Consider the following 20,404-nt stretch of genomic DNA (forward strand, 5'->3'; position numbering starts at 1 on the left):
TGGGACGCAAGAGAGAGATGCGACCCAAATGGGGCATCAGGTTGAGCTAAAATGGGACGCAAGAGAGAGATGCGACCCAAATGGAGCATCAAGTTGAACTGAAATGGGACGCAAGAGAGGGATGCGACCCAAATGGGGCATCAGGTTGAGCTAAAATGGGACGCAAGAGAGAGATGCGACCCATTTGGAGGATCAAGTTGAGTTGAAATGGGATGCAAGAGAGGGATGCGCCCCATTTTGAGCATGGCGGAAGCGCTTTGGTGAGCCCCGACTAGCGCTGGGCGACTAAGACCGCCGAGTCCTGCGGCAACGTCGGCACTAGGACTTCCTATCCGTCGAAGTGCCTGGAGCGCAAATCAACGGGTTGTTTTACAAGCAAAAGAAAAGGGGCGGCCCCAAAATTTATATTTTTGGGACAGCCTCTTTTTAATGTCTCCACGCTCGTTCTACCTTGTCCCTCCCCTTCATATCTATTAATAAAGGGGAGGCATGTGAAATGAAAAAAACGGTGTTGATTGCTGCATTGCTTTTTGGTGCTTGGGTATCGCTCAATAATCCATATTCCAACATATATATTTCATCTCTAAAAAACGGGATTATTCCCGCAGCGGGGCATGAAAGTGCATTATTGAGGGAAATAGAAACAAAAGCGGCGGAATATGAGTCCGAGCCGACGGATGCCCGTATGGATCCTGTATGGAAAGCCATACCGGGGTACAATGGTCTTAAGGTAGATATCGGCCAGTCATATAAAAAAATGAGGAAATCAGGTGAATTCAATCCAGATAAACTGGTCTATAAACAAGTCCAGCCTAAAGTCCATCTAAAGGATCTCCCGCCTTCTGCTGTCTATAAAGGAAATCCGCAAAAGCCGATGGTCAGCTTCATCATCAATGTCGCCTGGGGGAATGAATATCTTTCCGGCATGCTGGCAACCTTGAAAGAACACAATGTTTCCGCGAGTTTCTTCCTGGAGGGCAGATGGGCAAAAAACAATCCAGACCTAGCGAAGATGATAGCCGAAGCTGGTCATGAAATCGGAAATCATTCTTTTAGCCATCCGAATATGAAACTGCTTTCGCCGCCAAAAATCAATGAAGAAATCAAAAAGACGAATGAAGTCATTGAGGCTGTGACTGGGAAGCGTGCCAGCTGGTTTGCCCCGCCAAGCGGCTCCTATAAAGATGAAGTCGTCAAGATTGCAGCCGCCCATGATCTAGGAACGGTCATGTGGAGTGTCGATACAATTGACTGGCAGAAGCCGACTCCGGCAATTTTGCTCAACAGGGTGATGGGGAAAGTCCATAACGGCGCCCTGATCCTGATGCATCCAACAAAATCTACAGCTGATTCACTAAACCAGCTGATCATTCAGCTTAAAGAAAAAGATTTGCAGATTGGTACGGTGTCCGAGATGCTGAGTGAAAATCGTGTAATGGCAAAACAGTGAAACCCTTGCTTTGTATTTGGTAAAAGTAATATAAATGGACTATACTTATAAAATGCAGGATTTTTAGCAGCGGTTTTTAGAGGAGGAATATCATTGATAAAGAAATATACCTGCCAAAATGGAGTAAGAATCGTACTTGAACAAATTCCCACAGTCCGTTCTGTTGCGATCGGCGTATGGATCGGTACAGGTTCAAGAAATGAAACACCCGAAAACAACGGAATTTCACACTTCCTTGAACATATGTTTTTCAAAGGAACCAAGACGAGATCCGCAAGGGAAATCGCAGAGTCGTTTGATAGCATTGGCGGGCAGGTAAACGCCTTCACTTCAAAGGAGTATACTTGCTATTACGCCAAGGTACTGGACAATCATGCGCAATATGCACTTGAAGTGCTTGCAGATATGTTCTTCAACTCGACTTTCGATAAAGAAGAGCTGGATAAAGAGAGGAATGTCGTGAACGAAGAAATCAAAATGTATGAGGATACGCCAGATGATATTGTGCACGACTTGCTAAGCAAGGCCATTTACAACAACCACCCGCTTGGCTATCCGATCCTCGGGACAGAAGAAACATTGCAAACGTTCACTGGCGAAAAGCTGGAGCAATATATGTATGAGACATACACTCCGGAAAATGTCGTCATTTCCATCGCTGGAAATGTTCCTGAAACCTTTATCAGCAATGTCGAAGAATTTTTCGGTTCCTATGAAGCAAGCAAAGATCCGCTTGACCAGAAGATGCCTGGATTCCATTCGAGCAGGATTGCCCGCAAGAAGGAAACAGAGCAGGCGCACCTTTGCCTGGGTTACAAGGGACTTCAAATTGGGCACAAAGATGTTTACAGCCTGATTGTCCTGAACAATGTCCTGGGTGGCAGCATGAGCAGCCGGTTGTTCCAGGATGTACGTGAACAGCGCGGATTGGCTTATTCCGTGTTCTCCTACCATTCTGCTTATCTGGACAGCGGGACGGTGACTATCTATGGGGGAACGGGCTCCAAACAGCTTGATGTACTGTATGAGACCATCCAGGATACCCTTTCCAAATTGCGTGCGGAAGGAATTACTGAAAAGGAATTGAACAATAGCAAAGAACAATTGAAAGGCAGCCTGATGCTCAGCCTGGAAAGCACGAACAGCCGAATGAGCCGGAATGGGAAAAATGAGCTTCTTCTCAATAGGCATCGATCGCTGGATGAAATAGTCGAGCAAATCGACCGGGTTACAAAAGAAAGCGTCAATAACATGGCGAACGATATTTTTACCGACACTTTTTCTGTCGCCTTGATCAGCCCTGATGGCAATTTGCCAAAAATGTAACAATAGCGGCCACTCGGGGGTGGCCACTTGAAACCTGCAGAAGTTATTTCAGTAGCCCTGAAATTCAAATGCCGTTTTCATTCCATAGTATTTGGAATGAAAACGGCTTTTTTCTTGTTTCTGATTCTCTTTTCATCTTCTCCCATCAGCTTCACTATTCATTTTAGAATGGCGTTAAATATGGCATGGCGCCGTGTAATTTTAGACTCAAGGATTTGGCGATAGCATACCCGTGTCTGTGGCTCAAATCGCTTTTAGTTGCCTCAATCCCATAGCGCTCCCTACTTCTCCCTTTGCTAGGCTTGATGCTATTGATTAAGTAACACTGGGTTGATTGGAGCCGAAGGTGCGAGAATCCGGCGGAATCAGCATGGCAGCGGATACCCAGCGGGCGCTTTTGCGCTGAGGAGGCTCATCGCACGCCACGCGGAAAGCGAGCATCCTTGAGCGGTGATCAACCGGCACATTTAATAACTGTCCATTATGGCTTTTTTCAGCGCCATTTCAAGGTAACCCGCTTTTTTCTTGCGGCCATTCTATTTCCCTAGTCGTCATTATACATATAGTAGTAGGACAAAGATGCGAAGGAGGTCAACATGAAATTAAGCGAGCTTGGCGGAAAGGAAATTGTCGATGTCAACAGGGCTGAAAGATTAGGGATACTCGGCCAGACTGATTTGGAAATCAATGAACAGACAGGGCAAATCGAAGCTTTGATCATCCCCTCATTGAAATGGTTTGGCTTTCGCAAACAAGGAGGGGAAGTAAGGGTGCCATGGAAACATATTAAGAAAATCGGTGCAGATATGATTATTCTCGATTTTCCTGATGAAGAAGATTGAAGGCAGGCTGAAAAGCCTGCTTTTTGTTTTTTGGGAAAACTCACCTATCCTTGTGGGGACTCATATGATGTTGAAGTAGGTCTAGAACAAAAAATTATATTCCAGGTGAATGGAAAAGAAGGTGATTGTTCTCATGCTGACAGGGATGCAGATCGCAGTGATTGGCGGTGATGCAAGACAGCTGGAGATTATTCGCAAGCTGACAGAGCTTGATGCAAAACTTTCTTTAATTGGTTTTGAGCAGTTGGATCATGCTTTTACCGGCGCTTCAAAAGAAAAGATAGATGAAATGGATTTTACAATCCAGGACGCATTGATTCTCCCAGTCCCGGGAACCAGCTTGGAAGGACAAATCGAAACGATTTTTTCGAATGAAAAGGTAGTGCTCATTAAAGAAATGCTCGAAAAAACTCCTGAGCACTGTACAGTGTATTCAGGGATCAGCAATTCTTACTTGAATGGCATAACCAAACAGGCAAACCGCAGGCTCGTGCAGCTTTTTGAACGGGACGATGTTGCCATTTATAATTCAATCCCCACTGTAGAAGGCACGATCATGATGGCGATCCAGCATACAGACTTTACAATACATGGATCAAGGATTGCCGTTCTTGGACTGGGAAGAGTAGGGATGAGCGTGGCACGGATTTTCCATGCACTTGGCGCCAAGGTAAAGGTTGGGGCACGAAAAAGCGAGCATCTTGCAAGGATCACTGAAATGGCACTTGTCCCCTTCTATCTCAGCGATTTAGAAAAGGAAGTTGCTGATATCGATATATGCATCAACACCATTCCAAATCTGATTGTCAATGCTTCGGTGATTTCGAGAATGCCTCCCCATACTTTGATCATCGACCTTGCCTCCAAGCCAGGGGGAACGGATTTCCGCTATGCTGAAAAACGAGGCATCAAGGCGTTGCTCGCACCCGGGTTGCCGGGAATTGTGGCCCCGAAGACGGCAGGTAAAATACTGGCAAACGTTCTTTCCCAATTGCTGGCGGACGACTTCAATAACCGAAAGGAGAAAGAAGCATGAATTTGAAAGGAAAGAAAATCGGCTTCGGATTGACTGGCTCCCACTGCACATATGATGCGGTTTTTCCAGAAATCGAAAAATTGGTCAATGAGGGAGCTGAAGTACTCCCGGTCGTTACCTTTACTGTTAAGAATACAGAAACACGTTTTGGGAAGGGGGAAGATTGGGTACAGCGGATTGAAGAGCTGACAGGGAACAAAGTGATTGATTCGATTGTAAAAGCAGAACCGCTGGGACCAAAGATCCCGCTTGATTGCATGGTTATCGCTCCATTGACTGGTAATTCGATGAGCAAGTTTGCTAATGCGATGACGGACTCTCCGGTACTGATGGCTGCAAAAGCAACATTGCGAAACCAAAGACCAGTGGTTCTTGGCATATCGACGAATGATGCTTTAGGCCTGAATGGCGTAAACCTGATGAGATTGATGGTAACAAAGAATATTTATTTTGTTCCATTCGGTCAGGACGATCCTGAAAAGAAACCGAATTCAATGGTTGCAAGGATGGCGATGCTGCCAGATACAGTCATCTCTGCTATCAATGGGATCCAGATCCAGCCAGTTCTGGTGGAACGCTACCAAGACAGCTGAAAGCAATAACGCTTTTCTCCTGCAGAGAGGAAAAATGTTTCTTTCCTTAACGGATGATTGTGATAAAATATAGGATAATATACAAGGCGGTTATTAAAAGAACCGCCATTTTATACTTATATAACCGGACCGGCATAGCCGGATATGAAAATGATAATGTATCAGGAAGGGGAAACAGCAATGTCAGAGAGAAAAGGTTACCGAGTAGCAGTTGTAGGTGCAACAGGAGCAGTCGGGCAACAAATGCTCCAAACTTTGGAAAGCAGGGATTTTCCTGTTTCTGAACTAGTATTGCTTTCTTCATCAAGGTCAGCGGGTTCGAAGGTCGTTTTTAGAGGGAAGGAAGTAACGGTCCAGGAAGCGAAGCCCGAAAGCTTCGAAAAGGTGGATATCGCGCTTTTCAGCGCGGGCGGCAGTGTATCCAGGGAACTGGCTCCTGAAGCAGTTAAACGCGGTGCAATCGTCGTGGACAACACAAGTGCGTTCAGGATGGATGAGAACACCCCGCTTGTCGTGCCGGAAGTGAATGAAGCGGATTTGCACAAGCATAATGGCATCATTGCCAATCCGAATTGTTCGACCATCCAGATGGTCGTTGCCCTTGAGCCGCTCCGCCGGAAATATGGCCTTGGGAAGATCATTGTATCAACCTACCAGGCTGTATCAGGGGCTGGAGCGGCTGCTGTGCAGGAAATGGAGGAACAGACGCAGGCTATCCTGAAGGGGGAAACACATGAACCAAAGATCCTGCCAGTCAAATCAGCGTCAAAGCATTATCAGATTGCGTTCAATGCCATACCTCAGATTGATCAATTCTCTGACAATGGCTTCACTTTCGAAGAAATGAAGATGATAAACGAAACGAAGAAAATCATGCACATGCCAGATCTCCAGGTTGCTGCTACTTGCGTGCGGCTTCCTGTCGGAACAGGACACTCCGAATCCGTCTATTTCGAGATTGAGGAAGGAGGCGTCTCAGCTGCTGATGTGAAATCCCTGTTAGCTGAGTCTCCAGGAATTGTCCTTCAGGATGATCCCGATTCTCAGGTATACCCAATGCCTGCATTCTGTGTCGGAAAGAAAGATGTGTTTGTCGGCAGGATCAGGAAAGATCTTGATCATGACAAAGGCTTCCATATGTGGGTCGTTTCTGATAATCTGCTTAAAGGAGCAGCCTGGAATTCGGTGCAAATCGCAGAAAGCCTTGTGAAATTGGGTCTTGTAAAATAATATACTATGGAAAAGCTTTAAAAGTGCCAGGCTTAAATGCCTCGGTTCTCCTAATTGACGAAATTCTGGGGTGTTACAATGAAGATTATCGTTCAAAAATTCGGTGGTACTTCGGTGCGGGATGAAAATAGCCGGAGTTACGCTGTCAAACATATCAAAAAGGCGATTGAAGAAGGATACAAAGCTGTTGTGGTTGTATCCGCCATGGGAAGGAAAGGAGATCCGTACGCTACAGACACACTCCTTGGACTTGTAGGCGGTAATAGCAGTTTAATCAGCAGACGTGAACATGATTTGCTGCTTTCCTGCGGGGAAACCATTTCGAGTGTCGTATTTTCAAATTTGCTGCTCGGAAATGGAATAAAGGCTGCTGCACTTACAGGTGCCCAGGCCGGATTCAGGACGAACAGTGAGCACACAAGCGCAAGAATCCTTGATATGAAGTGTGAGAGATTGCTTCGTGAACTGGAGGAAGTAGACGTTGTCGTTGTCGCGGGTTTTCAGGGGGCAGCGAAAAATGGGGATGTCACAACAATCGGCAGGGGCGGCAGTGACACATCAGCTGCTGCTCTAGGGGCAGCCTTGAATGCTGAGTGGATTGATATTTTCACGGACGTGGAAGGAATCATGACCGCTGACCCAAGGATTGCAGAAAATGCGCGCCCGCTTTCAGTTGTTACGTACACAGAGGTTTGCAATTTGGCATACCAGGGGGCAAAGGTCATCCATCCACGTGCCGTAGAGATTGCCATGCAGGCAAAAGTCCCGATCAGAATCAGATCGACTTATACAGACAGCCCCGGTACGCTTGTAACATCGGTCAACCGCGAAAGCAAAGGCACAGATATAAAGGAACGTCCGGTAACAGGCATTGCCCATGTCTCGAATGTAAGCCAGATCAAGGTATTTGCAAAGAAAGACCAATACAATCTGCAGGCGGAAGTTTTCAAAGCGATGGCTAATGAAAATATCAGCGTCGATTTCATCAATATCTCGCCGAATGGTGTTGTCTATACGGTTTCCGATGAGATGACGAGCCGTGCCGAAAAGGTACTTGAAGGGCTTGGACATACACCGCAGATTGAGCGAAATTGCGCGAAGGTTTCAGTTGTCGGAGCTGGCATGGCAGGCGTGCCTGGCGTCACTTCAAAAATCGTGACAGCGTTATCCGAAAAAGGGATCAGGATCTTGCAGTCGGCTGACAGCCATACAACCATCTGGGTGCTTGTAAAGCAGGAAGACCTCGGCAAGGCAGTCAACGCCCTTCACGATGCTTTCCAGCTTGAAGAAATCAAAGCTGAATTCGAGCGCCGCGATATTTAATTGAAGCTCTTTTTACCCGGTTCGGGGTAGCCCGCCGGGCAATGGAGCCAGGAAGATAGAAAAGGAGTGAACGAAGTGGTTACGTTCGGAAGAATTTCTACAGCAATGGTAACGCCTTTCGACAAAAAAGGGCACATCGATTTTGCCAAGACGACGCAGATGGTGAACCATTTGATTGAAAATGGGACGGAATCCCTGGTCGTTGCGGGAACGACGGGCGAATCTCCTACTCTGACAAAAGAAGAAAAAATAGCTTTATTCCAGCATGTCGTAAAGGCTGCCGATAAGAGAGTCCCGGTTATTGCAGGGACTGGCAGCAATAACACATATGCTACGATTGAATTGACAAAAAAAGCAGAGCAGCTTGGGGTTGACGCAGTGATGGTTGTTGCCCCTTATTACAATAAACCTAGCCAGGAAGGGCTGTATCAGCATTTCAAAGCGGCTGCTGAAGCCACATCCCTTCCTGTGATGGTGTATAACATCCCGGGAAGGTCCGCTGTCAATATCCAACCGGAGACGGTCATCCGCCTTTCTGGAATCTCTAATATCGTTGCTGTCAAGGAAGCCAGCGGCGATTTGAATGCAATGACAAAGATTATTGCGAATACACCTGATGACTTTCTTCTATATAGCGGAGATGACAGTCTGACCCTTCCTGTGCTTTCCATAGGAGGGGCTGGCATTGTCTCAGTCGCCTCACATGTGATTGGAAATGAAATGCAGGCGATGGTCGAAGCTTTCCTGAATGGAAGGCAGGCAGAAGCCGCGAAGCTTCATCAGCGTCTGCTGCCGATCATGCAGGGCATGTTTGCAGCTCCAAGCCCTGCACCGGTAAAGACGGCATTGCAATTTAAAGGACTGGATGTCGGCTCTGTAAGGCTGCCGCTTGTCCCCTTGACCGAACAGGAGAGGAACGCAGTAGCTGATTTGTTCAAATAACGATTCAAACGGCCAGCCCCAGGGCGGCCGTTTTTTTGTGATATCCTGCGAACATCAACGACAATAAAGTTGGAATGATTTTCTAACATCAAGTATAATGATTACAACTGGTCAAGGACGGCCCATTTCAGCATAGGAGGAAGCAGGAACTTGAATACGAAAAAGAATGAGAATATTAAAGTCATTACACTTGGCGGTGTAGGTGAAATCGGCAAGAACATGTATATCACCGAAGTGGACGGCGACATTTTTGTAGTTGACGCGGGGTTGATGTTCCCGGAGGATGAAATGCTCGGAATCGATATAGTGATACCTGATATCACATATTTAACGGAGAACAGTGAGCGGGTAAAGGGGATTTTCCTGACCCACGGACATGAGGACCATATGGGAGCCTTGTCATATGTGCTCCGAAAAGTGAAGGTTCCCGTATATGGCACTAAATTGACGCTCGCACTGGCAAAAGAAAAGATGAAGGAGCAGGAGTTTTCCGGCACTGCCGATTTTAAAGAAATCCATTCTGATACGGTATTGGACTTCGACCACGCGAAGGTTTCTTTTTTCAAGACGAACCACAGCATACCGGACTCAGTCGGTGTTTGTATCCACACTTCTGAAGGAGCGATTGTCCATACCGGCGACTTTAAATTCGACCAGGCAGCCACTTCCCTATACAAACCCGAAATCGGGAAGATGGCCGCTATCGGCGAAAAAGGGGTTCTATGCCTGCTGTCAGACAGTTCTGAAGCGGAGAAGCCCGGCTATACAGCTTCAGAAGCGACAGTAGTACAGGAGCTGTCGAATTTATTCTACAATGCAAGGGGACGGATCGTTGCCGCCTGCTTCGCATCGGATATCAACCGTATCCAGCACATGATTGACAGTGCCGCGAGTAATGGCAGGAAAGTTGCCATTGTAGGCAAAAGCCTGAAAAGAGTCTACGATATCGCGCTTAGGCTCGGGTATTTGGATGTGGCCGATGACTTGATGATTCCGGTTGCCGAAATCAAGAATCATCCTGACGAGGAAGTTGTCATCTTGGTGACGGGGAACCAGGGAGAACCAATCGAAGCATTGCAAAAAATGGCTAAGCAATCCCATCCGCAGGTGAATATCCACGAAGGTGATACAGTCCTTATTGCTGCTTCTCCTTTAAGAGGAAGCGAGATTTTGATCTACAGGACGATTGATATGCTTTACCGTGCCGGGGCGACTGTGGTGGCAGGCAAGAAAAATGTCCAGGTGTCCAGCCATGGAAGCCAGGAAGAATTGAAATTCATGATCAATCTGATGAATCCAAAGTATTTCATCCCGGTACATGGGGAATTCAAAATGTTGAACGCACATAAGAAAGTGGCGCTGTCATGCGGCATACCTGAAGAAAACATCCATATTCCGGAACGGGGGGATGTGATTGAAATTGGCAAAGACAATATACGTACAACAGAACGTGTCCCTGCGGGCAATACCCTTATTGATGGAAGCGGTGTTGGCGATGTGGGCAATATTGTTCTCCGTGACCGCAGGCTCCTGTCACAGGATGGAGTTCTGATTGTTGTTGTCACTCTCAATAAACCAGAGAGGAAAATTGCCGCTGGTCCTGAAATCATTTCCAGAGGATTTGTCTACGTCAGGGAATCAGAAAAACTGATGGCTGATTCATCGACTCTTGTCAGGGAAATTGTCGAAAAAAGCATTTCAAAAGATTCGTTCGATTGGGCGAGCCTGAAACAGGAAATCAGGGATTCTTTGAACCATTATTTGTTTGAAAAAACCAAACGGAGACCAATGATCATGCCAATCATCATGGAAATTAAATAACGCCATAGATGCTTTGGTGTATTCCGGTGTCTTAGATTGTTGGCAAAAGGTGAGCGGAATGATTCATTCCGCTCCCTTTTTATATATTATTGATTTTTTCCGGAATACTGTATTCCTAAAAGGGCTTCCGAGTCGGAAACCATAGCTATACTTCGCTCGATCGATGTTGATGCCCGCGATCGATTTTGTGTACATACTGGGGCTGCGTGGCATTCCACAGTCTTTTCTGCAGTCCGCTTTTTCATTCCGAATGAAATGGTTGAGGATGCTTATACTAACATTATCATGCCGAAGGGAGAAAGAATGGATGGATGAAGAAATGATTCAATTCGATGAGGAAAACAACGAAGACCAGGAGAGCCAAAAAGAAGAAGATAAACCTTCCGGTCTGATTGAAAAAATCCAGCAGCTTGGCCAGACGAATATACCCCAGCTTTCACAGGATTCAAAAATCCATTGCCTGACGATTGTCGGGCAAATAGAGGGCCATATGCAGCTGCCGCCCCATAATAAAACAACAAAATATGAACATTTGATTCCGCAAATTGCAGCGATTGAACAAAATCCGAAAATTGAGGGGCTTCTTGTCATCCTGAACACTGTAGGGGGGGATGTGGAAGCAGGACTGGCGATTTCAGAAATGCTGGCATCCCTTTCGAAACCGACTGTTTCGCTTGTGCTTGGTGGTGGGCATTCGATTGGGGTTCCAATCGCTGTTTCTTGTGATTATTCGTTCATAGCCGAAACAGCGACGATGACGATCCATCCAATCAGGCTGACAGGGCTTGTCATTGGTGTTCCGCAGACATTTGAATATATGGATAAGATGCAGGAACGGGTTGTGAATTTTGTTACGAAGCATTCCAATATACCGGAAGATACTTTCAAGGAGTTAATGTTTGCGAAAGGGAACCTGACAAGGGATATCGGCACGAATGTTGTCGGGAAGGATGCAGTGGAAAAAGGGCTGATCCATGAAGTAGGCGGCATCGGCCAGGCGATGAAGAAGCTGAATGAATTGATCGATTTAAGGAAGGAAAAAGAAGAGGTGATTGTACAATGATCCTTTATACAATGATGCCCCAGGATTTGATTTTTCCTGTCAACGAGGAAGAGACAGCGAAGGAAGTCATGTTATCATATAAAGGGATTCCCATTATCGCAGAATGGGAGGGGAGCCATGATTATCGAGTGATCCGCGTACTTAGCTCCGACCTTAAGGATTATATGGAGCCATCATGCCAGCCGGGCTCGAAAATTTCCCTTCTATCGTCACATTGATTGTCCCAGTTGCGCTGGCAAATATGATATAATATGGATACACACAGCATTGGCAGCCTTTTAGGCTGCTTTCTTTCTTAATGGCGTTTCAAGATCATGATGGATGATTATGCTGTTAGTGAAGCTTTTATATACAAGGTGATAAAATGGCAAAAAAGAAAAGACGGCAATCAAGAAAGAAAAAAACGTTAAAGGCAACAGTCCAATATGAACTGGCTGGACTTGTATTAATGGCACTGGCGATCATCGCAATGGCGGGCCTGGGTGCTGCCGGACAAGCGATTGTGATGTTCTTCCGTTTTTTTACTGGTGAGTGGTATATGCTCAGCCTTGTGGCACTTGTGGCTTTCAGTATTTTTATCATGTGGAAGCGCAGGCTGCCGTTCTTCTTTCATACGAAATTGATCGGTACATATTTGATTTTCCTGGCGATCTTGCTGTTAAGCCACGTGACCTTATTTGAACTTTTATCAAACGGCGGAAAGTTCGAAAACCCTAGCGTCATAGAAAATACCTTTGAGCTCTATGTCATGGAAGCAAAAGGGGAAACCAGCACGGCGGACCTTGGGGGCGGGATGATCGGCGCTATCATGTTCGCGCTATTTTATTATTTGTTTGATGCAGCCGGCTCCCAGCTTGCCGCAACTGTGCTGATCATCTTCGGGATCGTTCTCATTACCGGGAAAACATTCGGAGAAGCTGCAGGCAAGATCCTGCCTCCAATCGGAAATTTTTTTAAAGAGCAATGGAATTCGTTTTTGGACGATTTAAAACAGTGGAAAGCCGATCGGCAGCAAAGGGCGGCCAAGAAAATAGAACAGCAGTCATCCCGACAAGGCAAAACGCCTGACCACCCCGAAGAAGAAGGGAAGGCAGCAGCACCTGACGCAGAGGCAACCCCTGAACCGATCATTTCCAGCTTCGCTGAACGTGCCTATGCAAATGGCAGCGAAGCGGCACAACCCGAAAAGCCGGAGCAGCAAGCAGAGGAAAATGGAGATCTTGGAGAGGACATGCAGCAGCCGATGACTTTTACCGAGGTCGAAAACACTTCATATGAACTGCCTCCAATCAGCCTCCTTAAGGTTCCGGACAAGGCGGACCAGAGTGGTGAATATCAACTGATCCATGCCAATGCAGCAAAGCTTGAACGGACTTTCCAAAGTTTCGGGGTGAAGGCAAGGGTGACCCAGGTGCACCTAGGCCCAGCTGTCACGAAATACGAAGTCCATCCGGATGTAGGGGTAAAGGTAAGCAGGATTGTCAGCCTAAGCGATGATCTTGCGCTTGCTTTGGCGGCAAAGGATATCCGCATCGAGGCACCGATTCCCGGGAAATCGGCAATTGGCATCGAGGTCCCAAATTCCGAAGTCGCAGTGGTTTCCTTGAGGGAGGTCATTGAATCCAAGCAGCATAACAAACCCGGGTCCAAGCTGCAAATCGGACTTGGCCGGGACATTACCGGGGAAGCAGTGCTGGCAGAATTGAACAAAATGCCGCACTTACTTGTAGCAGGGGCGACTGGCAGCGGAAAAAGTGTCTGCATCAATGGAATCATTACAAGTATCCTGATGCGGGCGAAGCCTCATGAAGTGAAAATGATGATGATTGATCCAAAGATGGTCGAGCTGAATGTCTACAATGGCGTCCCTCACCTGCTGGCACCAGTGGTGACAGATGCGAAGAAGGCTTCGCAGGCACTAAAGAAAGTCGTCAATGAAATGGAACGGCGTTATGAGCTCTTCAGCCATACTGGCACAAGGAATATAGAAGGCTACAATGAATATATCAAAAAGTGCAACATGGAGGAGGAGGCGAACCAGCCTTTGCTTCCTTTCATCGTCGTCATCGTGGATGAGCTGGCAGATCTGATGATGGTCGCTTCTTCCGATGTGGAGGATTCGATCACTCGCCTGGCACAAATGGCCCGCGCAGCCGGAATCCATTTGATCATCGCTACCCAGCGCCCGTCTGTCGACGTCATAACTGGCGTCATCAAAGCGAATATCCCTTCACGGATCGCCTTTGCGGTATCGTCAATGACTGATTCCAGGACAATCCTCGATATGGGCGGCGCAGAAAAGCTGCTGGGCAGAGGAGATATGCTCTTCCTTCCAGTTGGCGCATCAAAGCCTGTCCGGGTGCAGGGAGCATTTTTATCCGATGAGGAAGTCGAGGAAGTCGTCAATTATGTCATTGGCCAGCAAAAGGCGCAATATCAAGAGGAAATGATTCCAGAAGACGTCCCAGAAAATACATCCGAGGTTGAAGATGAATTATACAACGAGGCAGTCGACCTTGTTGTCGATATGCAGACAGCTTCAGTGTCGATGCTCCAGAGGCGGTTCAGGATTGGATACTCGAGAGCAGCCAGGCTCATCGATGAAATGGAACTCCGTGGTGTCGTGGGCCCTTATGAAGGCAGCAAGCCAAGAACTGTACTCGTTGCCAAATCAGAAGAAGCCTGAAGAATGGCAAACCTAAAAGCCGGACTGATTCAGTCCGGCTTTTTAGCATGGTTCCATCTACTTATATTTGTAATAATGCCACACTATTAAAAACGCTTTCAACTCCTTATTATACCAGAAATATAGTCGTATGGTATCAGCTAATATGACAAATTTAATATCACCAGCTTTTTTCGACAAAATGTTGAAACACTATTTATTTATCTAAAAAAAAGTGTTATAGTATTTTCGATTAGTAGGAATGCTATACATCAGATGTCTGATGTCTTGAGAAAAAAGGTTGGAGGAAGCCTCATGTCGATCAAATCAGATAACCGGCACCTGTATTTACAAGTAATTGATCACCTGAAGAAGGATATTCAAAAGGGTGTGTACAAAGAGAAAGAAAAGCTCCCTTCTGAATTCGACCTTGCAAAGCAGCTTGGCGTCAGCCGGGCTACTCTCCGTGAAGCGCTGCGTATTCTTGAAGAAGAAAACGTCATTATCCGCAGGCACGGGGTAGGGACCTTTGTAAATCCCAAGCCTTTGTTTTCTTCCGGGATCGAACAGCTCAACAGCGTGACGGCAATGATTGAACAGGCAGGGATGAGTCCTGGGACCATCTTTTTAAACTCAACGACAACCGGCCCGACTGAAGAGGACATCCGTCGCTTCTCATGTTCTGTCGATGATGAAATCACGCTGATTGAAAGGGTAAGGACTGCAAATGGGGAACCGGTTGTCTATTGTCTGGACAAGATTCCTGATAAAATTTTATCAGTTGATTTCTCCCATGAGGATGAGTCATTGCTCCATCTCCTTGAGGTGAAATCGAACCGTAGAATTACATATGCAGTTGCCCAGATCGAGCCTATCGGCTATCACGACAAGATTTCTCCGATTCTGGAATGTGAACCTGAAACTGCACTGCTTGTTCTCAAGCAGATGCATTTCGATGAAGCGGACGTTCCCGTCCTGTATTCGGTAAACTACTTCAAAGCAGATAAGTTCAGTTTTCATGTCCTTAGAAAAAGAGTTTGATTTTTTAAGGAAATGAAAACGCTAACTGAATGGCTTATCAGAACATTCCTGCAAATCGAACAAACAAAACCTAGGGGGTCAAAACCTTGAAGAAGCGCAAATTTGGTTTGGTAATGTCAATGCTTTTGGCAGCAGGCACGTTGTTGGCTGGTTGCGGCGGTGATAGTGAAGGGTCTGACAAGGAAAAGAAATCGGACCTTAAAGTTGGCATGGTAACCGACGCTGGTACAATTGATGACAAATCATTCAACCAAGGTACTTGGGAGGGAATCCTGAAAGCTGAAGAGGAGTTTGGCGTAAAGACAAAATACCTTAAGCCAGCTGGAACAACCGAAGCTGAATACCTGAAAGAAATCGGCAACTTATACGATGCGGAATATAAGTTTATCATTACACCTGGCTTCAAATTCGAAACAGCAGTGTACCAGGCACAGGACCGATATGAAGATGCGAAGTTCGTCATCCTTGACGGAAATCCTCATAAAGGAGACTTCAAACCGGTTGTTAAAGATAACACAGTCGCTGTTTTCTTCGCGGAGCATGAATCAGGCTTCCTTGCAGGCATTGCAGCGGCGCTTGAATTGAAAGAAGGCGAAGCTGGTTTCATCGGCGGAATGGAAATCCCTGCTGTACAGAAGTTCAACTGGGGCTTCCAGCAAGGACTAAAATACGCAAATGAAAACCTTGGCACAAATTTAACAATCAAAGGCGACAACGTTATTTACCAGGGCTCGTTCGACAATGCTGCAGCTGGTGGACAGATCGCTGCCCAAATGTATGACCGTGGAGTGGACGTAATCTTCACAGCAGCAGGCGGTGTTGGTGTTGGAGCAATCAACGAAGCGAAGACACGCGCGAAATCCGGTGAAAAAGTATGGATCGTCGGAGTTGACGTTGACCAATTTGAAGATGGAAAGTACGACGGTGACAAATCCGTCATCCTGACTTCCGCAATGAAGAAGCTTGATCAGGTTTCCTTGGATATGGTCAAAGCTGAATTGGATGGCAAGTTCCCTGGCGGAGAAACGTTGACTTTCGATGCAAAGAACGATGGTGTCGGCCTTCCTGACAAAAACCCTAACCTGAGTGATGAAACTGTGAACAAGGTTAAGGAAGTATACGAAAAGATCAAATCTGATGAAGTGAAGGTCTCTGCTGAACAAGGAGATTTGTTTAAGTAATCTGAGGGCAAAGGAGACGGTTTTTCCGTCTCTTTTGTCTATCAAACGTCAATGAGAAAATTCGGACTATATAGATAAGTAAGACCGTCGATACAGTCTTGTTCTTTCCTGCAGTGCTGTTCCATTTTAGGGGACTCCCTATGAGGGAATCGAGTCTAATACAAAGGTGAGTGCTACTATGAGTTATGTTGTAGAAATGTTGAATATCCGGAAAGAATTCCCGGGTATCGTAGCCAATGATAATATTTCCTTGTCATTAAAAAAGGGAGAGATACATGCGCTACTGGGGGAAAATGGTGCAGGGAAATCTACCTTGATGGGCGTATTGTTCGGCATGTATCAGCCGGAAAGAGGAACGATCAAAGTCAAAGGGGAGGAAGTGCGGATAACAAATCCGAATGTCGCGAACCGCCTTGGCATCGGGATGGTGCATCAGCACTTTAAGCTTGTTGAAAACTTCACTGTTACCGAGAATATCATATTGGGCAGCGAGCCGTTAAAAGGCATCGTGCTGGATACAGAAAAAGCTGCCAAACGGATTGAGGAACTATCAAAGCATTATGGCTTGAATGTTGACCCTTATGCGAAAATCGAAGATATTTCTGTAGGCATGCAGCAAAGGGTCGAAATTTTGAAGATGCTTTACCGTGAAGCGGATGTCCTTATTTTGGATGAACCAACAGCGGTACTGACTCCTATGGAAATCGATGAATTGATGAAGATCATGCGCAATTTGATCAAGGAAGGAAAATCCATCATAATCATTACCCATAAACTGAAGGAAATTAAAGCTGTCGCTGACCGCTGTACAGTCATACGCCGCGGGAAGTCGATTGGCACGGTCAATGTAGCGGACGCCAGCGAAGCCAGCTTGGCCGAAATGATGGTTGGCCGGCATGTTTCATTCAAAGTGAATAAGAAAGAAAGTACTCCTGGAGACGTAGTACTTAAAATAGATTCCTTGTCTGTCAAGAATAACAGGAAAGTATTGGGGCTCAAAGATTTTTCACTTGAGGTCAAAGCAGGAGAAATCGTAGGGATTGCCGGTGTCGACGGAAACGGGCAGACTGAGCTGGTGGAAGCGATCACAGGCTTGCGGAAAGCTGAATCCGGCAAGATCCTGATTAACGGAGAGGAAATCACAAACTCTCCAATTCGCCAGCGGATCGAGAGTGGTATTGGGCATATTCCGGAAGACAGGCAAAAACGCGGACTTGTTTTGGATTACACTTTGGAATCGAATATGGTCCTGGAGATATACAATAAGCAGCCATTCTCAAAATATGGGCTTCTCAACTTCCCGGCAATAAAGAAATACGCTAAAAATATCATTGAAAATTTTGATGTGCGTTCTGGTGAAGGCGCGGCCTCCATCGTCCGAACCATGTCCGGGGGCAACCAGCAGAAAGCCATCATCGGCCGGGAAATCGAACTGGATCCAAAGCTTCTGATTGCAGTTCAGCCTACCCGCGGCCTTGACGTAGGATCGATAGAGTATATCCATAAAAGACTGATAGAACACCGGGATAAAGGAAACGCAGTGTTGCTTGTTTCCCTTGAACTTGATGAAGTATTGCAGCTCTCTGACCGTATTGCCATCGTCAATAATGGGGAGTTGATAGGCGTTGTAAAAGCTTCTGAAACAGATGAAAACGAAGTAGGTCTAATGATGGCAGGCGTGGCTAAGGAGAGAAGCATATGAGAAACACCATCGTATCACTCATTTCTATTTTACTCGGTTTAATTGCCGGCGGAATCCTCATGTTGGCGATCGGCAGCAATCCAATTGAAGGTTATTCCTATCTCATTCAGGGAGCCCTGAAAAACCTTGAGAGAATCGGGAATACATTAGCGACAGCTACACCATTGATCTTTACCGGACTTTCAGTCGCATTCGCGTTCAGGACTGGATTATTCAATATCGGAGCATCCGGACAGATGCTGATTGGCGGACTTTGTGCCTCTGCCATCGGCTTGACTTATGATTTTTCCAGACCGGTGCTTCTTTTCGTCATGGTGATGGCCGGCCTGGTAGGCGGAGCTTTATGGGCATACATCCCTGGTATCCTGAAGGCAAAGTTCAATGTACATGAAGTCGTTTCAACAATCATGATGAACTGGATAGCCTATTGGACAGTGTATTATATCGTACCAGGTTATTTCAAGGGAGAGTTCCTTGAAACAGAATCCAGGAAGCTTGCTGAATCTGCAACGTTAAGGACTCCTTTCCTTACGGAGATGTTTGATGGTTCCTATATTAATCTAGGTATCTTCCTGGCAGTCATCGCGACGATCATTGTCGGTTTCATCATCAACAAAACAACATTGGGATTCGAACTGAAAGCAGTGGGCTTCAACAGGTATGCTGCTGAATACGCCGGAATGAAAGTGAACCGGAATATCATCCTGTCCATGCTGATTTCTGGCGCACTTGCCGGAGTCGGCGGTGTAGTCCTATACACAGGAAATGCTTCAAGCATCCAGATTGGTATCTTGCCTTTCCAAGGATATGACGGAATTGCCGTTGCGCTGCTTGGTGCAAACTCACCAATCGGAGTCTTTTTTGCTGCTGTCCTCTTCGGGATTCTCTACTCTGGTACAGGATTCATGAACGCGATGACAGAAATCCCTCCTGAACTGGCAAACACAATCATTGCGATTATCATTTATTTCGCAGCTACAAGTGTATTGATCGAGCGTTTGCTGAAAAAATTCGGAAAGAATGACTCGAATGGGAAAAATGCCAATGCCGATGTGCCAGTAGTCGAGAAGGGAGATTCGAAATAAGATGTGGACAATCATACAGCAAATATTTCCTTATGCGATTATTTTTACAATCCCTCTTCTCATTACAGCCTTAGGCGGTCTGTTCAGTGAAAGAAGCGGTATTGTCAATATTGGACTCGAAGGCTTAATGGTCATCGGGGCATTTTCAGGGGCATTGACCATCCATTACCTTGGTGATGTGATTGATAACAATACGGTTGTGCTGTGGCTGGGGATTTTGGCTGCGGTACTTGCGGGAATCCTGTTCTCCCTCCTGCATGCTTTCGCAAGCATCAATTTAAGCGCGAACCAGATTATCAGCGGTACAGCGATCAACTTGATTGCGACAGCGCTTACCGTGTTCCTGGCCAGGAATATCACTGGAAGCGGGAACATCAGGATAACAAGCGGTTTTTCGCCATCCAATGTGCCTGTCCTGTCTGATATTCCAATCATCGGAGACCTGTTTTTCACGAAAACCTATCCTACGACATGGTTTGTGTTGCTGATCCTTGTCGTAAGTTCCTTCATTCTTTATAAGACTCGCTTTGGCCTTCGCCTTAGGTCCTGTGGTGAGTTTCCGCAGGCTGCAGAAGCTGCAGGCGTCAATGTCACAAGAGTGCGCTATAGCGGTGTATTGATTTCCGGGGCATTCGCCGGCATGGGCGGTGCGTTGATCATTGTCACCTATGCGGGTGAGTTCACTGGAACAGTTTCCGGCCTTGGTTTCCTTGCGCTGGCATCATTGATATTCGGGCAATGGAAGCCATTCGGTGTATTGGCAGCAACCTTCTTCTTCGGATTTGCCAGTACGATTGCCAACGTCTCACAGGTCATTCCGGAATTGGCTGTATTCCCGCCAATCATCCTGAAGATTTTCCCATATGTTGTGACGCTGATGGCACTCGTCATTTTCTCGAAATCTTCCCAGGCGCCGAAGGCAGCAGGGGAAACCTTCGATTCTGGAAAACGATGATCATTTTGAGGTACCTACTTCCGGGTACCTCATTTTTTATGCAGCAAGAAGCTTCAACGCAGACGGCATTCGTTAAATGAAACGAGAGAAATTTTCTCCTCAACGAAAATTAATCGGGCCATTTCTATCCCCGCCTGGCGGGCTCCCGG

17 protein-coding genes are annotated in these 20,404 nt (G+C 46.4%); all 17 read left to right on the forward strand.

What is annotated here, in order from left to right:
* The first annotated feature begins 496 nt into the window (after positions 1-496).
* The gene (locus tag JJQ88_RS01015) at positions 497-1,450 is read left to right on the forward strand and encodes a polysaccharide deacetylase family protein (protein ID WP_210363868.1); all 954 of its coding nucleotides are present in this window, start codon (positions 497-499) and stop codon (positions 1,448-1,450) included.
* Between the two features lie 93 nt (positions 1,451-1,543).
* A complete protein-coding gene (locus JJQ88_RS01020) occupies positions 1,544-2,776 on the forward strand; it encodes a M16 family metallopeptidase (RefSeq protein ID WP_210363869.1) in 1,233 nt (410 codons plus the stop codon).
* A 596-nt stretch (positions 2,777-3,372) separates the two neighbouring features.
* The gene (locus tag JJQ88_RS01025) at positions 3,373-3,618 is read left to right on the forward strand and encodes a YlmC/YmxH family sporulation protein (RefSeq protein ID WP_210363870.1); all 246 of its coding nucleotides are present in this window, start codon (positions 3,373-3,375) and stop codon (positions 3,616-3,618) included.
* Positions 3,619-3,751: 133 nt separating this feature from the next.
* Positions 3,752-4,654, forward strand: a complete 903-nt coding sequence (gene dpaA, locus JJQ88_RS01030) for a dipicolinic acid synthetase subunit A (RefSeq protein ID WP_210363969.1) — start codon at positions 3,752-3,754, stop codon at positions 4,652-4,654.
* Positions 4,651-5,247 carry a dipicolinate synthase subunit B gene (locus JJQ88_RS01035; protein WP_210363871.1) on the forward strand — a complete coding sequence of 199 codons (597 nt, stop codon included), beginning with the start codon at positions 4,651-4,653 and terminating at the stop codon, positions 5,245-5,247. The genes dpaA and JJQ88_RS01035 overlap by 4 nt, the downstream gene beginning before the upstream one ends.
* A gap of 180 nt (positions 5,248-5,427) precedes the next feature.
* On the forward strand, positions 5,428-6,477 hold the full coding sequence (gene asd, locus JJQ88_RS01040) for an aspartate-semialdehyde dehydrogenase (RefSeq protein WP_210363872.1): 1,050 nt from the start codon (positions 5,428-5,430) through the stop codon (positions 6,475-6,477).
* A 78-nt stretch (positions 6,478-6,555) separates the two neighbouring features.
* Positions 6,556-7,800, forward strand: coding sequence for an aspartate kinase (gene dapG, locus JJQ88_RS01045; RefSeq protein ID WP_210363873.1), 1,245 nt, complete (start codon positions 6,556-6,558; stop codon positions 7,798-7,800).
* Positions 7,801-7,875: 75 nt separating this feature from the next.
* Positions 7,876-8,742, forward strand: coding sequence for a 4-hydroxy-tetrahydrodipicolinate synthase (gene dapA / locus JJQ88_RS01050; protein WP_210363874.1), 867 nt, complete (start codon positions 7,876-7,878; stop codon positions 8,740-8,742).
* A 150-nt stretch (positions 8,743-8,892) separates the two neighbouring features.
* Positions 8,893-10,563 (forward strand): ribonuclease J, encoded by a 1,671-nt coding sequence (locus JJQ88_RS01055; RefSeq protein WP_210363875.1) that lies wholly within the window; start codon positions 8,893-8,895, stop codon positions 10,561-10,563.
* A gap of 307 nt (positions 10,564-10,870) precedes the next feature.
* The gene (locus tag JJQ88_RS01060) at positions 10,871-11,626 is read left to right on the forward strand and encodes a ClpP family protease (protein ID WP_481748265.1); all 756 of its coding nucleotides are present in this window, start codon (positions 10,871-10,873) and stop codon (positions 11,624-11,626) included.
* Entirely contained in the window at positions 11,623-11,844 is a 222-nt protein-coding gene (locus tag JJQ88_RS01065; RefSeq protein ID WP_210363876.1) for a YlzJ-like family protein, read from the forward strand. The genes JJQ88_RS01060 and JJQ88_RS01065 overlap by 4 nt, the downstream gene beginning before the upstream one ends.
* 146 nt (positions 11,845-11,990) lie before the next feature.
* Positions 11,991-14,312 (forward strand): FtsK/SpoIIIE family DNA translocase, encoded by a 2,322-nt coding sequence (locus JJQ88_RS01070; protein WP_210363877.1) that lies wholly within the window; start codon positions 11,991-11,993, stop codon positions 14,310-14,312.
* Positions 14,313-14,606: 294 nt separating this feature from the next.
* Positions 14,607-15,332 carry a GntR family transcriptional regulator gene (locus JJQ88_RS01075; protein WP_210363878.1) on the forward strand — a complete coding sequence of 242 codons (726 nt, stop codon included), beginning with the start codon at positions 14,607-14,609 and terminating at the stop codon, positions 15,330-15,332.
* Positions 15,333-15,445: 113 nt separating this feature from the next.
* The gene (locus JJQ88_RS01080; protein ID WP_210363971.1) at positions 15,446-16,513 is read left to right on the forward strand and encodes a BMP family ABC transporter substrate-binding protein; all 1,068 of its coding nucleotides are present in this window, start codon (positions 15,446-15,448) and stop codon (positions 16,511-16,513) included.
* A 178-nt stretch (positions 16,514-16,691) separates the two neighbouring features.
* The gene (locus tag JJQ88_RS01085) at positions 16,692-18,215 is read left to right on the forward strand and encodes an ABC transporter ATP-binding protein (protein ID WP_210363879.1); all 1,524 of its coding nucleotides are present in this window, start codon (positions 16,692-16,694) and stop codon (positions 18,213-18,215) included.
* The gene (locus JJQ88_RS01090) at positions 18,212-19,300 is read left to right on the forward strand and encodes an ABC transporter permease (protein ID WP_210363880.1); all 1,089 of its coding nucleotides are present in this window, start codon (positions 18,212-18,214) and stop codon (positions 19,298-19,300) included. Before JJQ88_RS01085 ends, JJQ88_RS01090 begins: the two co-directional genes overlap by 4 nt.
* A 1-nt stretch (position 19,301) precedes the next feature.
* Positions 19,302-20,255, forward strand: a complete 954-nt coding sequence (locus JJQ88_RS01095) for an ABC transporter permease (protein WP_210363881.1) — start codon at positions 19,302-19,304, stop codon at positions 20,253-20,255.
* Positions 20,256-20,404 lie beyond the last annotated feature (149 nt).

Origin of the sequence: Bacillus sp. REN3, from assembly GCF_017912555.1 — a bacterium.
In the GTDB taxonomy this organism is placed as follows: Bacteria; Bacillota; Bacilli; order Bacillales; family Cytobacillaceae; genus Mesobacillus.